The 19,185-nt window shown below is 73.0% G+C and carries 13 protein-coding genes; 10 read left to right on the top strand and 3 right to left on the bottom strand.

Translation table 11 applies throughout. From position 1 onward, the window contains the following. Window positions 1–37 precede the first annotated feature (37 nt). The 9 genes from EV371_RS26965 to EV371_RS26920 all read left to right on the top strand — a co-directional run bounded on the left by EV371_RS26965 (window position 38) and on the right by EV371_RS26920 (window position 14,759). Entirely contained in the window at window positions 38–1,102 is a 1,065-nt protein-coding gene (locus tag EV371_RS26965) for a carboxymuconolactone decarboxylase family protein (RefSeq protein WP_130464532.1), read from the top strand. A 283-nt stretch (window positions 1,103–1,385) separates the two neighbouring features. Further along, window positions 1,386–2,360, top strand: coding sequence for a DUF1702 family protein (locus tag EV371_RS26960; RefSeq protein ID WP_486484800.1), 975 nt, complete (start codon window positions 1,386–1,388; stop codon window positions 2,358–2,360). A 3-nt stretch (window positions 2,361–2,363) separates the two neighbouring features. Continuing rightward, complete coding sequence (locus tag EV371_RS26955) at window positions 2,364–4,469, top strand: CRTAC1 family protein (protein ID WP_486484799.1); 2,106 nt, start codon at window positions 2,364–2,366, stop codon at window positions 4,467–4,469. A 6-nt stretch (window positions 4,470–4,475) separates the two neighbouring features. Beyond that, window positions 4,476–5,492 carry an RnfABCDGE type electron transport complex subunit D gene (locus EV371_RS26945; RefSeq protein WP_130464530.1) on the top strand — a complete coding sequence of 339 codons (1,017 nt, stop codon included), beginning with the start codon at window positions 4,476–4,478 and terminating at the stop codon, window positions 5,490–5,492. Beyond that, window positions 5,489–11,260, top strand: coding sequence for a type I polyketide synthase (locus EV371_RS26940; protein WP_130464529.1), 5,772 nt, complete (start codon window positions 5,489–5,491; stop codon window positions 11,258–11,260). The genes EV371_RS26945 and EV371_RS26940 overlap by 4 nt, the downstream gene beginning before the upstream one ends. Next, entirely contained in the window at window positions 11,260–11,706 is a 447-nt protein-coding gene (locus tag EV371_RS26935) for a thioesterase family protein (RefSeq protein WP_130464528.1), read from the top strand. Before EV371_RS26940 ends, EV371_RS26935 begins: the two co-directional genes overlap by 1 nt. Next, complete coding sequence (locus tag EV371_RS26930; RefSeq protein ID WP_130464527.1) at window positions 11,703–12,269, top strand: flavin reductase family protein; 567 nt, start codon at window positions 11,703–11,705, stop codon at window positions 12,267–12,269. Before EV371_RS26935 ends, EV371_RS26930 begins: the two co-directional genes overlap by 4 nt. Further along, on the top strand, window positions 12,260–13,615 hold the full coding sequence (locus tag EV371_RS26925) for a cytochrome P450 (protein ID WP_207230618.1): 1,356 nt from the start codon (window positions 12,260–12,262) through the stop codon (window positions 13,613–13,615). The genes EV371_RS26930 and EV371_RS26925 overlap by 10 nt, the downstream gene beginning before the upstream one ends. A 79-nt stretch (window positions 13,616–13,694) precedes the next feature. Next, window positions 13,695–14,759 (top strand): NAD-dependent epimerase/dehydratase family protein, encoded by a 1,065-nt coding sequence (locus EV371_RS26920; protein WP_349339725.1) that lies wholly within the window; start codon window positions 13,695–13,697, stop codon window positions 14,757–14,759. A 62-nt stretch (window positions 14,760–14,821) separates the two neighbouring features. On the opposite strand, the gene EV371_RS26915 is transcribed toward EV371_RS26920, so the two are convergent. Both EV371_RS26915 and EV371_RS26910 read right to left on the bottom strand, forming a co-directional pair. After that, window positions 14,822–15,979 (bottom strand): epoxide hydrolase family protein, encoded by a 1,158-nt coding sequence (locus EV371_RS26915; protein WP_130464525.1) that lies wholly within the window; start codon window positions 15,977–15,979, stop codon window positions 14,822–14,824. After that, the gene (locus EV371_RS26910; RefSeq protein WP_130464524.1) at window positions 15,976–17,214 is read right to left on the bottom strand and encodes a cytochrome P450; all 1,239 of its coding nucleotides are present in this window, start codon (window positions 17,212–17,214) and stop codon (window positions 15,976–15,978) included. The genes EV371_RS26915 and EV371_RS26910 overlap by 4 nt, the downstream gene beginning before the upstream one ends. A 245-nt stretch (window positions 17,215–17,459) precedes the next feature. Here EV371_RS26910 and EV371_RS26905 point away from each other — a divergent pair, with 245 nt between their 5' ends. Continuing rightward, the gene (locus tag EV371_RS26905) at window positions 17,460–18,716 is read left to right on the top strand and encodes a sigma-70 family RNA polymerase sigma factor (protein WP_130464523.1); all 1,257 of its coding nucleotides are present in this window, start codon (window positions 17,460–17,462) and stop codon (window positions 18,714–18,716) included. Window positions 18,717–18,810: 94 nt separating this feature from the next. Here the strand turns inward: EV371_RS26905 and EV371_RS26900 are convergent, their stop codons facing one another. Next, window positions 18,811–19,152 (bottom strand): YciI family protein, encoded by a 342-nt coding sequence (locus EV371_RS26900; protein WP_349339722.1) that lies wholly within the window; start codon window positions 19,150–19,152, stop codon window positions 18,811–18,813. Between the last annotated feature and the right edge of the window lie 33 nt (window positions 19,153–19,185).

Here is a 19,185-nt window from a genome sequence, read left to right as displayed (position 1 = left end):
GAGCCGGACGCCAGGTCGTCGAGGCGCAGGAGGAGAAATGGTTGCCGGTCGGGTCATCTCGTCGGTGGTGCAGCGGCAGGTGAAGTACGTCCGGACCGTCCCGCCCGGCAGGGCCGGCGGGCTGGTCGCCGCGGTCTACCGGCAGGTCGGGGAGGAACTGCGGCTGGTGGTGCCACCGGTCCTGCTGCACTCACCCGCCCCGGAGACCCTGGCCGGGTACTGGATGCTGATGCGCGAGCCGCTGCTGGCCGGCGGCGCGGTCGACCGGCTCGGGAAGGAGGCGGTCGCGGCGGCCGTCTCGGTGGCCAACATCTGCCCGTACTGCGTCGACATGCACAGTATCGGCATCTACGACCTCGCCACCGAGCACGACGCGGAGGCGGTCGCGGGCGACCGGGTGGACGAGATCGCCGATCCCCGGATCCGGGACCTCGCGGTCTGGGCCCGGACCGCGCACCAGCCGGACGAGGCGTCGCCACGACCGCCGCTCTCGCCGGCCGAACGGGCCGAGCTGGTGGGTGTGGTCGTCGGCTTCCACTACCTCGGCCGGATGGTCAACGTCTTCCTGGCGAACTTCCTCCTCCCGCCGAGGCTGGGTCCCCGGGCCCGCCGCCGGGTCAAGCACGGGATCAGCCTGATGCTCAGCCCGTCCCTGCGGGAGGTACTCCCGGCGGGCCGCTCGCTCGGGCTGCTGCCCGAGGCACCGCTACCGGCGGACGCCGGCTGGGCGGCCGGGCAGCCGGAGATCGCGGAGGCGGTGGCCCGGTCCTTCGCCGCCTTCGAACGCGCCGGACAGCGGGCCCTGTCGCCGGCGGTGCGGCACCTCGTGCTCGACCGGCTCGCCGGCTGGCGGGGTGAGGAGGCGGGTCTGAGTCGCCAGTGGTGCGAGCGGCTCGTCGCCGACCTTCCGGTGCCGGACCGGCCGGCCGGCCGGCTGGCCCTGCTGACCGCGTTCGCTTCGCACCAGGTGGACGAGGACACCGTGCGGGAGTTCCGGCTGGCCGAGCCGCGGGACGCCGCGCTGGTCGAGGCGGCGGCGTGGGCGAGCTACGCGGCCGCGCGCCGGATCGGCGCACTCCACGTGGCCGACCGCGTTTCCTGATTCGCCCGTCAATTGAACCTTTTTCAACCTCCCCTTGCGGTCCGTCTGAGCGCGAGGTCGGACGCGGTGTGTGAGCGCCGCGCGGTTCAGGTTGAAAAAGGTTCATTAATTCGTAGGTCGCCGGCATTACTTGCCGGGGCTGTTTTGTGGTGTGCCTGCCGCAATCACGAAAGCATCTTCGAAGAAGACCGCAGCAATGCGGAAGAAGACGCGGTCCGGATTGTTCTGCGAAGCTGGGGCGCAAACCACCGACCAACGGCCATCCAATGCCTTGGGGGGAGAGTTGACTAGTGTTTGGCGAGGGCTGCGGCGGCGCATTCTGACCCCGAGTACCTCAGCGACCAGACTGGACGTACGCGGCTTCCACGAGAAGGATGCGGCCTCCAAGGAATTGCTGGAGAAGATTGGTAGCACCTTTCTGACCGGCTTCGCGCATGCCGCGCAGGCGCGTACCGCCGACGAGGCGGAATCGGAACTCGAACGGATCCCGGTGCGCTTTCGCGGATTCGCTTACGAGGGTGCCGCGATGGGGTTCGCCATTCGTGACGCGCTTCCGTTGAGTCGTGGCGGTAATATCCCCCGGTTCCTCGCCGGAGCGGGCGGGGCGCACGTCTACATGGCCTACGTGGGCATCGGTTGGGCGATGGCGCGGCTGCCCCGGGCCCGCTGGTCCCGGATCGCACCGACGGATCCGGTCCTGCGCTGGCTCGCGCTCGACGGGTACGGCTTCCACCAGGCGTACTTCCACACCGGGCGGTACGTGCACCAGCGGTACCGGCCCGAGCGGTTCCCCTGGCCGGTGGAGGGTCCACGGTGGTACGCGGACCGGGTGCTGGACCAGGGCGTCGGCCGGGCGCTCTGGTTCGTCTGCGGCACCGCCCCGGCGCTCGTCGTGAAGACGATCGAGACGTTCCCCCGGCACCGGTGGCCGGACCTGTACTCCGGAGCCGGCCTGGCGGCCACCTATGCGGGCGGGGCGGACGAGTCCGAGCTGGGGAGCCTGTGGGACGCGGCCGGGGACTGCCGGCCCCAGTTGGCCCAGGGCGCGGCGTTCGCCGCCGCCGCCCGGCTGCGCGCCGGCCTGGTCGTGCCGCACAACGAGGTCGCCACCGGCGTCTTCTGCGGCATGTCCACCGCCGAGGCGGCGCGGCTGAGCGACGGGAACCGCCCGGAGGGCCCGGTTCGCGGCGACGTGCCCGGCTACGAGGTGTGGCGCCGGCGCGTCGCCCACGAGTTCGTCTCTATCGGAAGGTGCTAGCACATGGCTCAGAAAGCTGGCTGGCTGCGCAGGCAGCTGCCCGGAATCGTCGCGCTGGCCCTGATGGCCACGTTCTTCCAGGCGGCCCGGCTACCCACCGCCTCCTCCGCCGAACTCGACGGCCTGGCGAGCCGGTTCGAGTTCACGCCGTACTCGGTGGCGATGCCGGGCGGCTTCCCGCAGCAGACGATCCGCCGGGTGAACAAGGACTACCGGCACATCGACGCCTGGATCTCCTCGGTCGGCGCCGGTGTCGCGATGAACGACCTCGACGGTGACGGGTTCGCCAACGACCTGTGCATCACCGACCCGCGCATCGACCAGGTGGTGGTGACCCCGGTGCCGGGGGCACGGGCGGACCGGTACCCGCCGTTCGCGGTGGACCTGACGGCGTTGCCGACGCACCGGGCGTCGGCCCCGATGGGCTGCGTCCCCGGCGACTTCAACGAGGACGGCCGGATGGACCTGCTCGTCTACCTGTGGGGACGTACCCCCGTCCTCTACCTGGCGCGGGCCGGGGCCACCTCCCTCGGCCCGGCGGCCTACCGGGCCGTCGAGCTGGTGCCCGGTGCCAGCGGCGCGGAGTACAACGGTCCGCTGTGGAACTCCAACACGGCCGCGGTCGACGACTTCGACGGCGACGGCCACCTCGACATCTACCTCGGCAACTACTTCCCGCACGGCCCGGTGCTGGACGACACCAAGGCCGGCGGGGTGGCGATGAACCGGTCGATGTCGCACGCTTTCAACGGCGGCGAGGACTACCTGTTCCGGTGGACCGGCGCCACCTCGGGCGCGCAGCCCAGCGTGACCTACGAGATGGTCTCGGACGCCCTGCCGACCGACGTCTCCAAGGGCTGGGCGCTCGCCTCGGGCGGCAACGACTTCGACGGCGACGGCCTGCCGGAGCTCTACCTGGCGCACGACTTCGGCCCGGACCGGCTGCTCTACAACCAGTCCACGCCGGGGAGGTTCAGGTTCTCGGTCGTCAAGGCCGCACGGCAGGCGTTCGTGCCCAACTCGAAGCGGGTGGGGGCGGACTCCTTCAAGGGCATGGGTGTCGACTTCGGCGACATCGACGGCGACGGCCTGTACGACATGTTCGTCAGCAACATCACCACCACGTTCGGGCTGGAGGAGAGCCACTTCGCGTTCGTGAACACCGCGAAGAACGCCGACGACCTGCGCGCGCGGTTCGGCGACGGCCGGGCGCCCTTCGAGGATCGCAGCGCGCCGCTCGGACTCGCCTGGTCGGGCTGGGGCTGGGACGTGAAGCTGGCCGACTTCGACAACAGCGGCGAGTTGCAGGTGGCCCAGACCACCGGGTTCCTCAAGGGCGAGGTCAACCGCTGGCCCCAGCTCCAGGAGCTGGCCATGACGAACGACGGCCTGCTGGAGCACCCGGAGTTCTGGCCGAGGCTGGAGGCGGGCGACGACATCGGGGGCGCCCAGCGCCTGCACTTCTTCGTCCGGAACCGGCACGGGCGCTACACCGACGTGGCCGGGCAGCTCGGGCTCGCGATTCCGGTGCCGACCCGGGGGATCGCGACCGGTGACGCCGACGGCGACGGCCGGCTCGACTTCGCGGTCGCCCGGCAGTGGGACGCGCCGGTCTTCTACCACAACCAGAGCCCGTCCCCGGGCGCCTTCCTGGGCCTGCGACTGCGCCACCCGGCCGCACCGGCCGCCGACACCCCGCCGGCTTCCAGCGGTACCGACGCGGCGCCGCCAACCCCGGACGGTACGGACGCGGCACCGCCGGCCCCGGACGGTACCGACGCGGCACCGCCGGCTGCGGCGGGCGCGGAGACGTCGCCCGTCCCGGGTGCGGCGCAGCCCGCCCCCGGACCCGGGTCCCCGGTGGTGGGGGCGCAGGTGACGGTCACCACCGAGGACGGGCGGACCCTGCTCGGCCGGGTGGACGGCGGCAGCGGGCACTCCGGCAAGCGCAGCCACGAGGTGCACATCGGGCTGGGCCGCGACGTCAGCGGGCCCGTGCAGGTGCACCTGCGGTGGCGGGACCGCGCCGGGCAGCTGCACCAACAGGATCTTCGACTGGAGCCGGGCTGGCACGCGCTCGAGCTCGGTACGCACGCGCGGGAGAGGTAGACGGAGATGGCCGAGAAGACCAAGAATCCACCCCGGCACGACCCAAAGGTGATCAAGGCACTGCGCAACTTCGCCATCTCGATCACGGTGTTCAACATCCTCGGCTACACGCTCTTCGGCTTCGAGCAGGCCTGGACCTGGCCGTTCATCGCGATCCTCACCGGATACACCGTGGAGATCTTCCTGGAGGTCATCGGCGCACGGTCGGAAGGGCGGTCCCCGCGGTTCCTCGGTGGCGGGGTACGCGGCATGGTCGAGTTCCTCTACCCGGCGCACATCACCAGCCTCGCGCTCAACATGCTGATCTACGTCAACGACCGGGTGCTGCCGATGATGTTCGGCATCGCCGTCGCGATCGGCGCCAAGTGGGTGCTGCGGGCGCCGGTACGGGGCCGGCTGCGGCACTACATGAACCCGTCGAACTTCGGGATCGCGGTGATCCTGCTGCTCTTCCCCTGGGCGAGCGTCGCGCCGCCGTACCACTTCACCGAGCACGTCGGCGGTCCGGTGGACTGGATCATCCCGGCCGTCATCATCCTCGGCGGGACGATGATCAACGGCATGCTCACCGGCCGGATGTGGCTGATCATGGGCTGGCTCGGCGCGTTCGCCCTCCAGGCGGTCTTCCGGGGGATCGTCCTGGACACCTCGATCACGGCCGCCCTGGCGATGATGACCGGCGTCGCGTTCGTACTCTTCACCAACTACATGGTGACCGACCCCGGCACCAGCCCGTCCCGCCCGGCCTCCCAGGTCGCGTTCGGGGCCGGCGTGGCGGTCGTCTACGGCATCGTCACCGGCGCCGGCATCGCGTACGGGATCTTCTTCGCCACCGCGATCGTCTGCCTGATCCGGGGCGGCTTCCTCTGGTCGATCCACTTCGTCAACCAGGCCCGCGAGCAGCGTGAGGCCGCGGCCACCGCCGCGGCGGCGGCCGCGGCCTCCCCCGTCCTGGTCGCCTCCCCGAACGGCCGGGACCGGGCCGACGAGGAGCCCGCCGGCAAGGAGGTGGTGACCGCATGACCAGGATCGCCGTCGTCGGCATGGCGTGCCAGTACCCGGACGCCACCTCGCCCAAGGAGCTGTGGGAGAACGCCCTGGCCGGCCGGCGCGCGTTCCGGCGCCTGCCCGACCAGCGGATGCGGCTGGAGGACTACTGGGACGCCGACCCCACCACACCGGACCGGTTCTACGCCCGGATGGCGGCGGTCATCGAGGGGTACCGGTTCGACCGGATCGCCTACAAGATCGCCGGCAGCACCTACCGCTCCACCGACCTGACCCACTGGCTGGCGTTGGACACCGCCGCCCGGGCGCTCGCCGACGCGGGCTTCCCGATGGCCGAGGGGCTGCCGCGCGAGCGTACCGGCGTGGTCGTCGGCAACACCTTGACCGGCGAGTTCTCCCGGGCCAACCAGCTACGGCTGCGCTGGCCGTACGTCCGCCGGATGGTCGCCGCCGCGCTGAAGGACCAGGACTGGGACGACGACCAGCTCTCCACCTTCCTGGACGACTTCGAGGAGACCTTCAAGAGCCCGTTCCCGGCGATCGACGAGGACAGTCTGGCCGGCGGGCTCTCCAACACCATCGCCGGGCGGATCTGCAACCACTTCGACCTCAAGGGCGGCGGGTACACCGTCGACGGCGCCTGCTCCTCCTCGCTGCTGTCGGTGGCCACCGCCTGCAAGACACTCGTCGACGGTGAGGTCGACGTCGCGGTCGCCGGCGGGGTGGACCTCTCGATCGACCCGTTCGAGATCGTCGGGTTCGCCAAGACCGGCGCCCTGGCCCGGCACGAGATGCGGATCTACGACCGCAGGTCCAACGGCTTCTGGCCGGGCGAGGGCTGCGGCATGGTCGTGCTGATGCGCGAGCGGGAGGCGCGGCGGGCCGGGCACCGGGTCTACGCCACCATCGCCGGCTGGGGCATCTCCTCGGACGGCAAGGGCGGCATCACCCGGCCCGAGGTGAGCGGCTACCAGCTCGCGCTGCGTCGCGCGTACGAGCGGGCCGGCTTCGGCATCGAGACCGTCGGCCTGTTCGAGGGGCACGGAACCGGCACCGCGGTGGGGGACGCGACCGAACTCAGGGCGCTCTCCCTGGCCCGGCGCGCGGCGGACTCCGCGGCGCCGCCGGCCGCGATCAGCTCGATCAAGGGGATGATCGGGCACACCAAGGCGGCGGCCGGGGTGGCCGGCCTGATCAAGGCGGCGATGGCGGTGCACCACCAGGTGCTCCCGCCGGCCGTCGGCTGCGTCGAACCGCACGAACTGCTGGACGAGGAGACGGCGGCGCTGCGGGTACTGCGCCAGGCCGAGCCGTGGCCGACCGGTACCGCCGTGCGGGCCGGTGTCACGGCCATGGGGTTCGGCGGGATCAACACGCACATCGTGCTCGACCAGACCGACCGGGCCCGCCGGGTGCCCTTCGACACCCGCACCCGCGCGCTGGCCGCCTCGGTGCAGGACGTGGAACTGCTCGTCGTCGACGGGGTCACCCCGGCGGAACTGCGTACCCGGTTGGAGATGGTGCTCGACTTCGTGCCGGCCCTGTCGTACGCCCAGCTCGCCGACCTGGCCGCCACCCTGCACCGGGAGCTGCGCGGCGGGCCGTACCGGGCGGCCGTGGTGGTCTCCTCGCCGGACGACGCGCAGCGGCGGCTGCGCGGCCTCCGCGAGGCGCTGGACGCCGGCGAGACCACGCTCTTCACCGCGGACGGGCGGAGCTTCCTCGGCCACGCCAGCGGGCCGGGCCGGATCGCGTTCCTCTTCCCGGGCCAGGGATCCGGCCGGGGCACCAGCGGCGGTGCGCTGCGCCGCCGCTTCGCCGAGGTGGCCGAGGTGTACGCCTCGGCGGCGCTGCCCGGCAGCGGCGACATGGTGGCGACCGCGGTCGCCCAGCCGAGGATCGTCACCGGATCGGCGGCGGGCCTGCGCGCGCTGTCGATGCTCGGGGTCGAGGCCGCCGCCGCCGTCGGGCACAGTCTCGGCGAGATCTCGGCGCTGCACTGGGCCGGTGCGTTCGACGAGGAGACCCTGCTGCGGATCGCCTCGGTCCGGGGCCGGACGATGGCCGAGCACAGCGCCTCCGGCAGCATGCTCGGGGTCAACGAGTCCCCGGAGGTGGTGGAGCCGCTGCTGACCGGGCTACCGGTGGTGGTCGCCGCCTACAACGGACCACAGCAGACGGTGGTCGCCGGCACCGTCGCGGCGCTCGACGACGTCGGCCGCCGGGCCGACGCCGCCGGGATCGGCTGGCGCCGCCTACCGGTGTCGCACGCGTTCCACTCGCCGCTCGTCGCGCCCGCCGCCGAAGCCTTCGCGGGCCGGCTGACCGGGGAGCGGATCGGACCGGTCGGGCGGCGGATCGTCTCGACTGTCACCGGCGAGCCGCTGGCGGCCGAGACCGACGTCCCGGCGCTGCTGCGCCGCCAGATCACCGATCCGGTGCTCTTCACCCAGGCGGTGACCCTGGTGGCGAAGGACATCGACCTGTTCGTGGAGGTCGGCCCGGGCCGGGTGCTCAGCGGGCTGGCGGCGGCGGCCACCGACGTGCCGGCCGTACCGCTGGACACCGACGACGAGTCGCTCGCCGGGCTGCTGGCCGTGGTCGGCGCCGCGTACGTCGTGGGCGCGGCCCCGGTGCACGCCGGGCTCTTCCACGGCCGTCTCGTCCGCCCGCTCCAGGTCGGCGCCGAGTTCACCTTCTTCGAGAGTCCCTGCGAGGCGGCCCCGCCGCTGCGGCTGCGCAGCGCCGTACGCCGGAACGCGCCCGTCGAGGCTCCCGCCGCACCGGACCCGACGGAGCACTCCGGCGAGTCGATAGTGGACACGCTGCGCCGGCTGGCGGCGGAGCGCGCGGAGCTGCCGCTGGAACTGGTCCGTGAGGAGAGCCGGCTCCTCGACGACCTGCACCTCAGCTCGATCACCGTCGGGCAGCTGGTCAACCAGGTGGCCCAGCAGGTCGCCGTCGCCGCCCCGCAGGGGCCGACGAACTTCGCCACCGCGACCGTACGCGAACTGGCCGACGCGCTCGCGGAGCTGGCCGAGAACGCGCCGGCCGGCGCCGCCGGGCCGCCCGCCGTCGTCGCCGGGGCCGCGTCCTGGTCCCGGGCGTTCCGGGTCGACCTCGACGAGACCGGGCCGCCCCCGCGCGGCGAGCCCGAGGCCAGCGGCCGGTGGCGGGTGTACGCGCCCGCCGACAGCCCGCTCGCCGAGCCGCTGCGGCACGCCCTGGAACGCGCCGGCCTCGGCGCCGGCACCCTGGTCTGCCTGCCGCCCGACTGCACCGAGCAGCACCTCGAACTGGCCCTGCTCGGCGCCAAGGCGGCCGCCGCCGGCACCACCGGTGACCGGTTCGTGCTGGTGCAACACGGCCGGGGCGCGGCCGGGCTGGCGAAGACGCTCCGGCTGGAGGCGCCGCACGTGCGTACCACGATCGCGCACGTGCCGCCGACGCCGGCCGCCGTCGACCACGTCGTGGCCGAGGTACGCGGCACGACCCGGTTCGCCGAGGCGTACTACGACGCCGCCGGGGTGCGGCGGGTACCGACGCTGCGCCCGATGCCGGTCCGCCCGACCCGGGTCGTCCCGCCGCTCGACGACGGGGACGTGCTGCTGGTCACCGGCGGCGGCAAGGGCATCACCGCGGAGTGCGCGCTGGCGCTGGCCACCGACACCGGGGCGAGGATGGCGGTACTCGGCCGCTCCGACCCGGCCGACGACCCGGAACTGGAGGCGAACCTGAGCCGGATGGCGGCGGCCGGGGTACGGCTGCACTACGCCCGCGCCGACGTGACCGACCCGACCCAGGTGCGGCGGGCCGTCGCCGAGGTGGCCGCCGCGCTCGGACCGGTCACCGCCGTCCTGCACGGCGCCGGCCGCAACGAACCGGCGGCCCTGGCCAGCCTCGACGCCGACGCGTTCCGCCGCACCTTCGCGCCGAAGGTCGACGGCCTGCGCGCGCTGCTCGACGCGGTCGACCCCGACCGGCTGCGGCTGCTGGTCAGCTTCGGCAGCATCATCGGCCGGGCCGGGCTGCGCGGCGAGGCGCACTACGCCACCGCCAACGAGTGGCTCGCCGACCTCACCGCCGAGGTCGCCGCCCGGCACCCCGGCTGCCGCGCGCTCTGCCTGGAGTGGTCGGTCTGGTCCGGCGTCGGGATGGGAGAGCGGCTCTCCGTGCTGGAGGGCCTGTACCGGGACGGCATCACCCCGATCACCCCCGACGACGGCGTACGCCTGCTGCGGCGGCTGCTCGCCGACCCGGACGCGCCGACCTGCGTGGTGGTCAGCGGCCGCACCGACGGGATCGACACGGTACGCCGGGACGTCCCCGAGCTGCCGCTGCTGCGCTTCGTCGACCGTCCACTCGTCCGCTACCACGGCGTCGAGCTGGTCTGCGAGGTGGAGCTGAACCCCGGCACCGACCGCTACCTCGGCGACCACCTTCTCGACGGCAACCTTCTCTTCCCGGCGGTCTTCGGGATGGAGGCCATGGTGCAGGCCGCGGTCGCGGTCACCGGGCGGGACACCGTGCCGGTGCTGGAGGAGGTCGAGTTCCCGCGCCCGATCGTGGTACCGCCGGACGGCAGCACCACGATCCGGGTCGCCGCGACCGTGGTCGACGACGACACCGTGGCGGTGGCGATCCGCAGCGCGGAGACCGACTTCGTCGTCGACCACTTCCTGGCCCGGCTGCGCTTCACCGACGCCGCCGTCCCCGACGGCCCACCGGAGCGGACGGGTGCCGGGCTGCCGCCGGTGCCGCTGGAGCCGGCCCGGGACCTCTACGGCGACACGCTGTTCCAGGGCGAGCGGTTCCACCGGCTGCGGCGGTACCACCGGGCCGCCGCCCGGCACGTCGACGCCGACCTGGCCGTCGAGGCGACCGTCGACTGGATCGCGCCGTTCCTCCCCGGCGCGCGGCTGCTCGCCGACCCCGGGATGCGGGACGCGCTGATGCACGGCAACCAGGTCTGCGTGCCGCACGCCACGCTGCTGCCGGCCGGCGTCGAGCGGGTACACCCGGCCGGCCGGGCGCTGGACGACCTCGACGAGGTGCGTTTCTGCGCCACCGAACGCGGCCGCGACGGCGACACGTACGTCTACGACATCGCCGTGCGTACCCCGGACGGCACGGTCGTGGAGCGGTGGGACGGGCTGCGGCTGCGCGCCGTACGGAAGAGGGACGGCCGGGGTCCGTGGGTGGCACCGCTGCTCGGCCCGTACCTGGAACGGGCGCTGGAGGAGGTCGTCGGCGCCCGGATCGGGGTCGCGGTGGAGCCGGTGCCGGCGGACCGGACGGCCCGGGACCGCCGGCACACCGCGGTGGCCGCCGGCCGGGCGCTCGGCGCCCCGACGCGGCTCCGGTACCGCCCCGACGGCCGGCCCGAGGTCGACGGGGACCGGACGGTCTCGGTCTCGCACGGCGCGGGGGTGACGCTCTGCGTCGCCGCCACCGGAACGCTCGGCTGCGACGTCGAGCCGGTCGCCGAACGGGACCGGGCGGACTGGCGGGCGCTGCTCGGCCAGCACGCCGGGCTGGCCGAGCTGACCGCCACCGAACTGGGCGAGGACCCGGACACCGCCGCCACCCGGATCTGGACGGCGCTGGAGTGCCTGGCCAAGGCGGGCCTGCCGGCGCACGCCCCGCTCACCCTGGGCGCGGTACGCCGGGACGGCTGGCTGGTCCTCGCCTCCGGCACGCTGCGGATCGTCACGCTCGCGACCCGGCTGCACGGCGTCTCGGCGCCGGTGGTGGTCGCGGTACTCACCGACGGGTGGTCGTGATGACGGACAAGTACTACGAGTACCTGCACACCGTGGGGTTCGAGGAGACGAACCTGGTCGGGAACGTCTACTACGTCAACTACCTGCGCTGGCAGGGCCGGTGCCGGGAGATGTTCCTGAAGGAGCGGGCCCCGGACGTCCTGGCGGACCTCCAGGCCGACCTGAAGCTGTTCACCCTGAAGGTCGACTGCGAGTTCTTCGCCGAGATCACCGCCTTCGACGAACTCGCCGTCCGGATGCGGCTGGTGGACCTGGCGCACACCCAGCTCGAGTTCGGCTTCGACTACCTCCGGCTCGACCCGGGCGGCGGGCAGACCCTGGTCGCCCGGGGCCGGCAGCGGGTGGCCTGCATGCGGGGGCCGAACGGCGCCACCGCGCCGGCCCGGGTGCCGGAGGCGCTGGCCCGGGCGCTCGACGCGTACCTCCCGGCGGGGAGCCAGCCATGACCCTGGAGGCGCGCAGCACGGTCGACGCCCAGTCGTTGCGCCGGGCGTGTGGGGCGTTCGCCACCGGCATCACGGTGGTGACCGTCGGCGGCGGGGTGCCACACGGGATGACGGCCAACTCGTTCGCCTCGGTGTCGCTGGAGCCGCCGCTGTTGCTGGTCTGCATCGACCGGAAGGCGATCATGCACGGCTGCCTCGACGGCACGAGGTCGTTCGGGGTCTCCGTGCTCGCCGCCCGCCAGGAGGCCGTCGCCCGGTACTTCGCCGACCGGCGGCGGCCGCTGGGCGCCGCGCAGTTCGACTCCGTCGACTGGCGGCCCGGACCGGTGACCGGGGCGCCGCTGATCTCCGGCGCGCTGGCGCACTTCGAGTGCGACGTCTGGCGCAGCTACGACGGCGGCGACCACACCATCTTCCTCGGCACCGTGCTCTCGGCCGCACAGCTCCCGGTCGCAGAGCCGGACGGCGCCGACCCGCTGGTCTTCCTGCGCGGCCGCTTCGACCGGACCGGCCCGGCCGCCCGCACCAACGACGTGAGCGAGGTGACCACGACGTGTCCCTGACCGCCCCCGTCCAGGTCCCGCCGGGTCCACCGGCCCGCTCCGCGCCCCGCCTGCTGTGGAAACTGGTCCGGGACCGGCTGGGGCTGATGTCCTCGGCGGCCGAGGCGTACGGCGACGCCGTCCGGATCGCCATGGGCCCCAAGGTGCTCTACTTCTTCAACCACCCCGACCACGCCAAGTACGTGCTGGCGGACAACCCCGGCAACTACCACAAGGGACTCGGCCTGGCCCAGGCCCGGCGAGCCCTCGGCGACGGGCTGCTGACCAGCGAGGGCGAGCTGTGGCGCAAGCAGCGCACGGTGATCCAGCCGGTCTTCCAGCACCGCCGGATCGCCCGGCAGGCCGGGGTGATCGCCGAGGAGGCGGCGGAGCTGATGGTCCGGCTCCGGGCCCGCCAGGGCGGCGAACCGGTCGACGTGGTGCGCGAGATGACCGGGCTGACCCTCGGCGTACTCGGCCGGACCCTGCTCGACGCCGACCTGGGCGGCTTCGGAACGCTCGGGCAGGCCTTCGAGGCGATGCAGGACCAGGCGATGTTCGAGATGGTGTCGATGAGCGCCGTCCCGATGTGGGTGCCGTTGCCGCACCAGCTCCGGTTCCGGCGGGCCCGCGCCGAGCTGCAACGGATCGTCGACGACCTGGTCCGGGACCGGACCCGGGATCCGTCCGGCGACGACGCGCTCTCCCGGCTGATCACGTCCACGTCGGAGGAACGCGACCCGGCCGTCGGCCGGCGGCGGATGCGCGACGAACTGGTCACGCTGCTGCTCGCCGGCCACGAGACCACCGCCAGCACGCTCGGCTGGACCTTCCACCTGCTCGACCGGCACCCGCGGGTGCGGGAACGGGTGCGCGCCGAGGCCCGCCGGGTGCTCGGGGACCGGCTGCCGGAGTACGAGGACCTGCGCGAACTCCGGTACACCACGATGGTCGTCGAAGAGGTGATGCGGCTCTACCCGCCGGTCTGGATGCTCTCCCGGCTCGCCCAACAGGCCGACGAGGTGGGTGGCTACCGGGTTCCGGCCGGCGCCGACGTGCTGATCTGCCCGTACACCCTGCACCGGCACCCGGGGTTCTGGGCCGACCCGGAGCGCTTCGACCCGGAGCGGTTCGACCCGGCCCGCGCCGGTGCGGGGCACCGGCCCCGGTACGCGTACATCCCGTTCGGGGCCGGGCCGCGGTTCTGCGTCGGCAACCATCTCGGGATGATGGAGGCGGTCTTCGTCGTCGCCATGGTCGCCCGTGACCTGCGGCTGAGTCTGGTACCGGGCCACCGGGTGGTGCCCGAGCCGATGCTCTCGCTGCGCATCCGTGGCGGACTGCCGATGACCGTGCACGCCGGCTGAGGCGACGCTCTGCTGGATCGAGGATGTTCGACCTAGCGGCCGACCGGCCGGGACTGGACGATGCGACGTGCTGGTGTTGGTGACCGGGGGTACCGGCTTCCTGGGCTGCCATTCGGTGGCGGAGATCCTGCGCGCGGGTCACCGGGTGCGCCTGCTGGTCCGTGACCCGGCCCGGGTCGCCCCCGCGCTCGGGCCGCTCGGCGTCGGCCCTGGCAGCGGGAGCGTTCGCGGTCTCCGACACCACGGTGTCGAGCTCCGCCCCGGCGACGTGACCGACCCGGACGCGGTGGCCGGGGCCGTCCGGGGCTGCGACGCGGTACTGCACGCCGCCTCGGTGTACAGCTTCGACAGCCGGGCCGGTGCCGCCATGCGCGCGGTCAACGTCCGCGGCACCGAACTGGTGCTCGACGCCGCCCGCGCGGCCGGCGCCGACCCGATCGTGTACGTGTCGAGTTTCGCCGCCCTGCTCCCCACCGACCGGGAACCGCTGGGCACCGACTCCCCGGTCGGCGTGCCGCGCGAGACGTACCTGGCGACGAAGGCCCGCGCCGAGACGGTCGCCCGGCGGGCCCAGCGGGCCGGTGCCCCGGTGGTCATCACCTACCCGCTGGCCACCCTCGGCCCGCACGACCCGAAGCTCGGCGACCAGGCCGCCCGGGTCCGCAACGCCCTGCGCGGTCTCATGCCGATGTGGCCGTCGGGCGGTTTTCCGGTCGGCGACGTCCGGGACGTCGCCCGGCTGCACGCCGCCGTGCTGAGCCCGGGCCGTGGACCACGCCGGTTCCTCGCCCAGGGCCGGTACGTCGGCACCCGCGAATTCGTCCGGGTGCTGCGCCGGGTCACCGGCCGGACGCTGCCCGCCGTCCACCTCCCGGCCGCCGCCATGCTGCCGGTCGGCGCGCTGGCCAGCCTCGTCCAGCGGCTGGTGCCGGTGCACATCCCGGCGGAGTACGGCGCCATCTACACCTGCCTGGTCGGCCGCACCGTCGACACCAGCGCCACCGACCGGCTCCTCGGTCCGGCCGGCACCACCTTCGAGACCACCCTGCGCGACACGGTCCGCTGGCTGCACCGTGCCGGACACGTCTCGGACCGGCTCGCCGGCGCGGCGGCCGTACCGGACCTCTCGCCGCCGCACAACTGACATGCGGGGAGGGGCCCCGCACAGCATTTTCTGTAGCCGGGGGCCCTTCCCCGCACCTGTCGTCAGCGGGTGGCGCGGGCGAACCGTCGGAGGTCGTCGACGAACAGGTCCGGCTCCTCCAGCGCGGCAAAGTGGCCGCCCCGGTCGAACTCGTGCCACTGCACGATGTTCGGGAACGCCGGCTCGGCGAAGCGCCGGACCGGCCGGGCCGAGTCGCGGGGGAAGACGGCCACGCCGAGCGGTACGGGCAGCGGCGGTGGCGGGGCCGGCGGCGTCGCCGCGGTCGGGAGCTGGTCGGCGGTCTCGAAGTAGAACTGGGCCGAGGAGCCGGCGGTCGCGGTCAGCCAGTAGAGCATGACGTTGGTGAGGATCCGGTCCCGGTCGATCGCGTCCTCCGGGACCTTCGCCGAGTCGCTCCACTCCCGGAACTTCTCGACGATCCAGGCGAGCTGCCCGACCGGCGAGTCGGTGAGGGCGTACGCCAGCGTCTGCGGGCGGGTGGCCTGGAGCAGCATGTAACCGGAGCCGTCGGCGAGGAACCTCGCCAGCAGTTCGAGGCGTTCCCGGTCGGCGGGTTCGAGGCCCGCCAGCGCCGCCGGATCGGGCGGGGGAGCGGTGAAGAGGAAGTTCACGTGTGCCCCGAGCACGTGCTCGGCGTCGAGCCCGGCGAGGGTGAGGGTGATCCACGCACCGACGTCGCCACCCTGCGGGATGTACCGCTGGTAGCCGAGGCGGTGCATCAACTGCGCCCAGGCGGCGGCGATCCGGGGGACGTTCCAGCCCGGCTCCCGGGTCGGGCCGGAGAAGCCGAAGCCGGGCAGGGCGGGTACGACCACGTGGAAGGCGTCGGCCGGATCCCCACCGTGTGCCCGGGGGTCGGTGAGCGGGCCGATGACGTCCAGGAACTCCACGACGGAGCCCGGCCAGCCGTGCGTGATGAGCAGCGGAACGGCCGCCGGTTCCGGCGAGCGGACGTGCAGGAAGTGCAGGTTCGCGCCGTCGATCTCGGTGGTGAACTGCGGGTACGAGTTCAGCTGCGCCTCGGCCGCCCGCCAGTCGTAGCTGGTCCGCCAGTAGTCGACCAGTTCCCGGAGATAGCCGAGCGGTACGCCGCGGTCCCATCCGCAGTCCGGAATCTCGGTCGGCCAGCGGGTGGCGGCCAGTCTCCGGTCCAGGTCGTCCAGGTCGGCCTGCGGGATCGCGATCCGGAAGGGTTTCATGCGGCCACCCGGCCCCACAGGTGGACCGGGACGTCGCGGCGGCCGTTCATGATGAACGTGCCCTGCGGTGCGAGCTGGTCCTTCGGGGTCGCGAGTTCGAGGTGCGGGAAGCGGTCGAAGAGCGCCGGCAACATGATCAAAGTTGCCAGCTTGGCCAGCCGCGCCCCGAGGCAGTAGTGCACGCCGTGGCCGAAGGAGAGGTGGGTCTTGTCCTTCCGGGTGGCGTCGAAGACGCAGGCGGTCTCGCCGTGCAGCTCCGGGTCCCGCCCGAGCCCGGCGTAGTCGATCATCACGGGGTCGCCCTGCTCGATCGTCACGCCGCCGATCTCGAACCGCTGGGTGGCGAACCGGAACGGTAGGTGCGCCACGGGCGACTCCACCCGCAGGGTCTCCTCCATCACCTCGTTCCAGGAGACCTCGCCGGCCATCACCTGGGCACGCAGTGTCGGATCGTCGAGTACCGCGATGATGGCGTGGCTCAGCGAGTTGACCATCGTTTCCGAGCCGGCGCCGAGCATCAGGTGCAGCGTCCCGATCAACTCGTCGTCGGTGAGCCGCGAGCCGTCCTCGTCCCGGGCCGCGATCAGTGCGGTGGTGAGGTCGTCCCCGGGGTGCTGCCGCTTGTGCACCACGAGATCGGCGATCGCCTTGGTCCACTGGTCGACGTTGGCGGCCGCCTCCTCCGGGGTGATCCGGGTGTCCACGTTGACGTGCCCGCCGCGCAGCACGTCGGCCCGGGCCTCGTCCGGCACGCCGAAGAGGTCGCACATCATCCTGGCCGGCAGCGCCTGGCAGTACCGGGTCTTCAGGTCCACCACCTCGTCCCGGGCGGCGGTGGCCAGGTCGTCGAGGAGCTCCTTCGCCGTCGTCTCCAACTGCGGTGCCATCGCCTCGACCCGGCGCGTCGTGAACGCCTTCAGCAGCAGGCCGCGCAGCCGGGTGTGGTCCGCGCCGTCGTGGGTGGCCATGTTGTCCATCACCGCCCAGGTGATCAGCGGCCAGTCCGGCGGGATCTCCCCGTTGATGAACGCCGGCCAGCTCCGGCGCGGATTCTTGGAGAACCGTTCGTCGATGAGGATCTGCTTGGCCAACTCGTAGCTGTGCACCGACCAGGCGAGGACGCCGCCCGGGAGTTCCACCCGGGCGATCGGGCCCTGCTCGCGCAGCCGCTCGGTTTCCGCGTGGGTGTCCCGGCCTTCCGGGTCGAGGACGAATGGGCAGACAGCCTTCTCCATGCTCGGTACCTCCAGTGGCTAATCCGCGAATCAACCGGATATGGGCAGGCGGGCACCGGGAATCAGAATTGCGGGTGGTCGCTGCTGCGCCGCTCGATCGGTGCCCGGATGCCCGGATCGCTCGATCACGTCATCACCATAGACGCCGGTCAGTTTCGAATATTCTTCCAACTTGCTGGGCTTGTGGCCCGCCGGAACGACGAGACCCGGGCCCGTGGCCAGGCCGGTCGTTGCATGATGGAGCCATGGAGTTTGACGGCGATCTCGCCGATCTGCTGCGCCGGCTGACCCCCCAGGTGCTCGCCACGCTGGTGCGGCGGCACGGGAACTTCGACGCCTGCGAGGACGCGGTCCAGGACGCGCTGCTGGCGGCCGCGACGCAGTGGCCCGGCGAGGGTGTGCCGGACAACCCGCGCGGCTGGCTGACCACGGTCGGGAGTCGCCGCCTGACCGACCAGTACCGCAGCGAACTCGCCCGCCGACGCCGGGAGGTGACCACCGCGGCCCGACTGCCGGCGGACGAGCAGTGGGTACCCGGCCCGGAGGCCGAACGCCCGGACGACCAGGACGACACCCTGCGGCTGCTCTTCCTCTGCTGCCACCCGTCGCTCTCCCCGCCCGCCCAGGCGGCACTCACGCTGCGCGCCGTCGGCGGCCTGACCACCGGACAGATCGCCAACGCGTTCCTGACCAGCGAGTCGACCATGGCGCAGCGGATCCGCCGGGCCAAGCAGCGGATCAGGGCCAGCGGCATCCCGTTCCGGCTGCCACCCGAGCGGGAACTGCCCGACCGGCTGCGGGTCGTACTGCACGTGCTTTATCTGATCTTCAACGAGGGTTACACGGCGACGTCCGGGCCGCGGTTGCAGCGCGGCGAGCTGACCGGGGAGGCGATCCGGCTGACCCGGGAGGTGCACCGCCGGCGGCCGGCGGCCGGTGAGGTCGCCGGGCTGCTGGCGCTGATGCTGCTCACCGACGCCCGGCGCGCGGCGCGGACCCGTGCGGACGGCACGCTGATCCCGTTGAGCGAGCAGGACCGCAGCCGGTGGGACCGGGACGCCATCCGGGAAGGAATATCGCTGCTGACCAGCACCCTGCCGAGGGGACCGGCCGGGCCGTACCAGCTCCAGGCCGCGATCGCGGCCGTGCACGCCGAGGCGGCCCGGCCCGAGGAGACCGACTGGGCACAGATCCTCGGCCTGTACGACCTGTTGCAGCGGGTCTCGCCGAGCCCGGTGGTGGCGCTGAACCGCACCGTCGCGGTGGCGATGGTGCACGGCCCGCAGGTGGCGCTCGGCCTGCTCGGCGGGCTCGCCGCCGACGACCGGCTGGCCGGGCACCACCGGTTGGAAGCCACCCGGGCGCACCTGCTGGAGATGGCGGGCGACCACACGGCCGCGCACTCGTGTTACCGGCTGGCGGCGGGCCGGACCGCGAGTCTGCTGGAGCGGCGCTACCTGGAGGACCGGGCGGCGCGCCTGGTGGCTGGGCCGGCCCGGTAACGGCGCGCTGAGGGAGGCCGGGCTACGTCGTCCACTCCGGAGCGGGCGGCCCGGCTACGACGTCCACCCCGGACAGGACGGCTCGATCACGCCGTCACTCCTGCCAGAACGGGCGCAGCTCCACCGTGCCGATCTGGGCACCGGGATGGGCGGATGCCACCTCGATCGCCTCGTCGAGGTTGGCGCACTCGATGACGTCGAAGCCCGCCAGCTGCTCCTTCGTCTCGGCGAACGGACCGTCCGAGATCAGCAGCTCACCGTCGCGCATCCGCACCGTGGTGGCCTCCCTGGTCGGACGGAGGCGGTCGCCGAGTACCCGCACGCCGCGCGCCTGCATCTGCTGAGCCCACGCGGTGGCGGCCTTGACCTCGGCCTCGGATTCCTCCGGACTGAGCTGGACGGATTCGTCGACGCAGACCATCAGCAGGTACTTCACCGTCGCCACCTTTCGTGAGCGTCAGGTCACCGC

It is taken from the genome of Plantactinospora sp. CNZ321 (assembly GCF_004217235.1).
The sequence above is the reverse complement of the archived record's forward strand: the minus strand, read 5'-3'. Positions and strand labels throughout refer to the sequence as shown.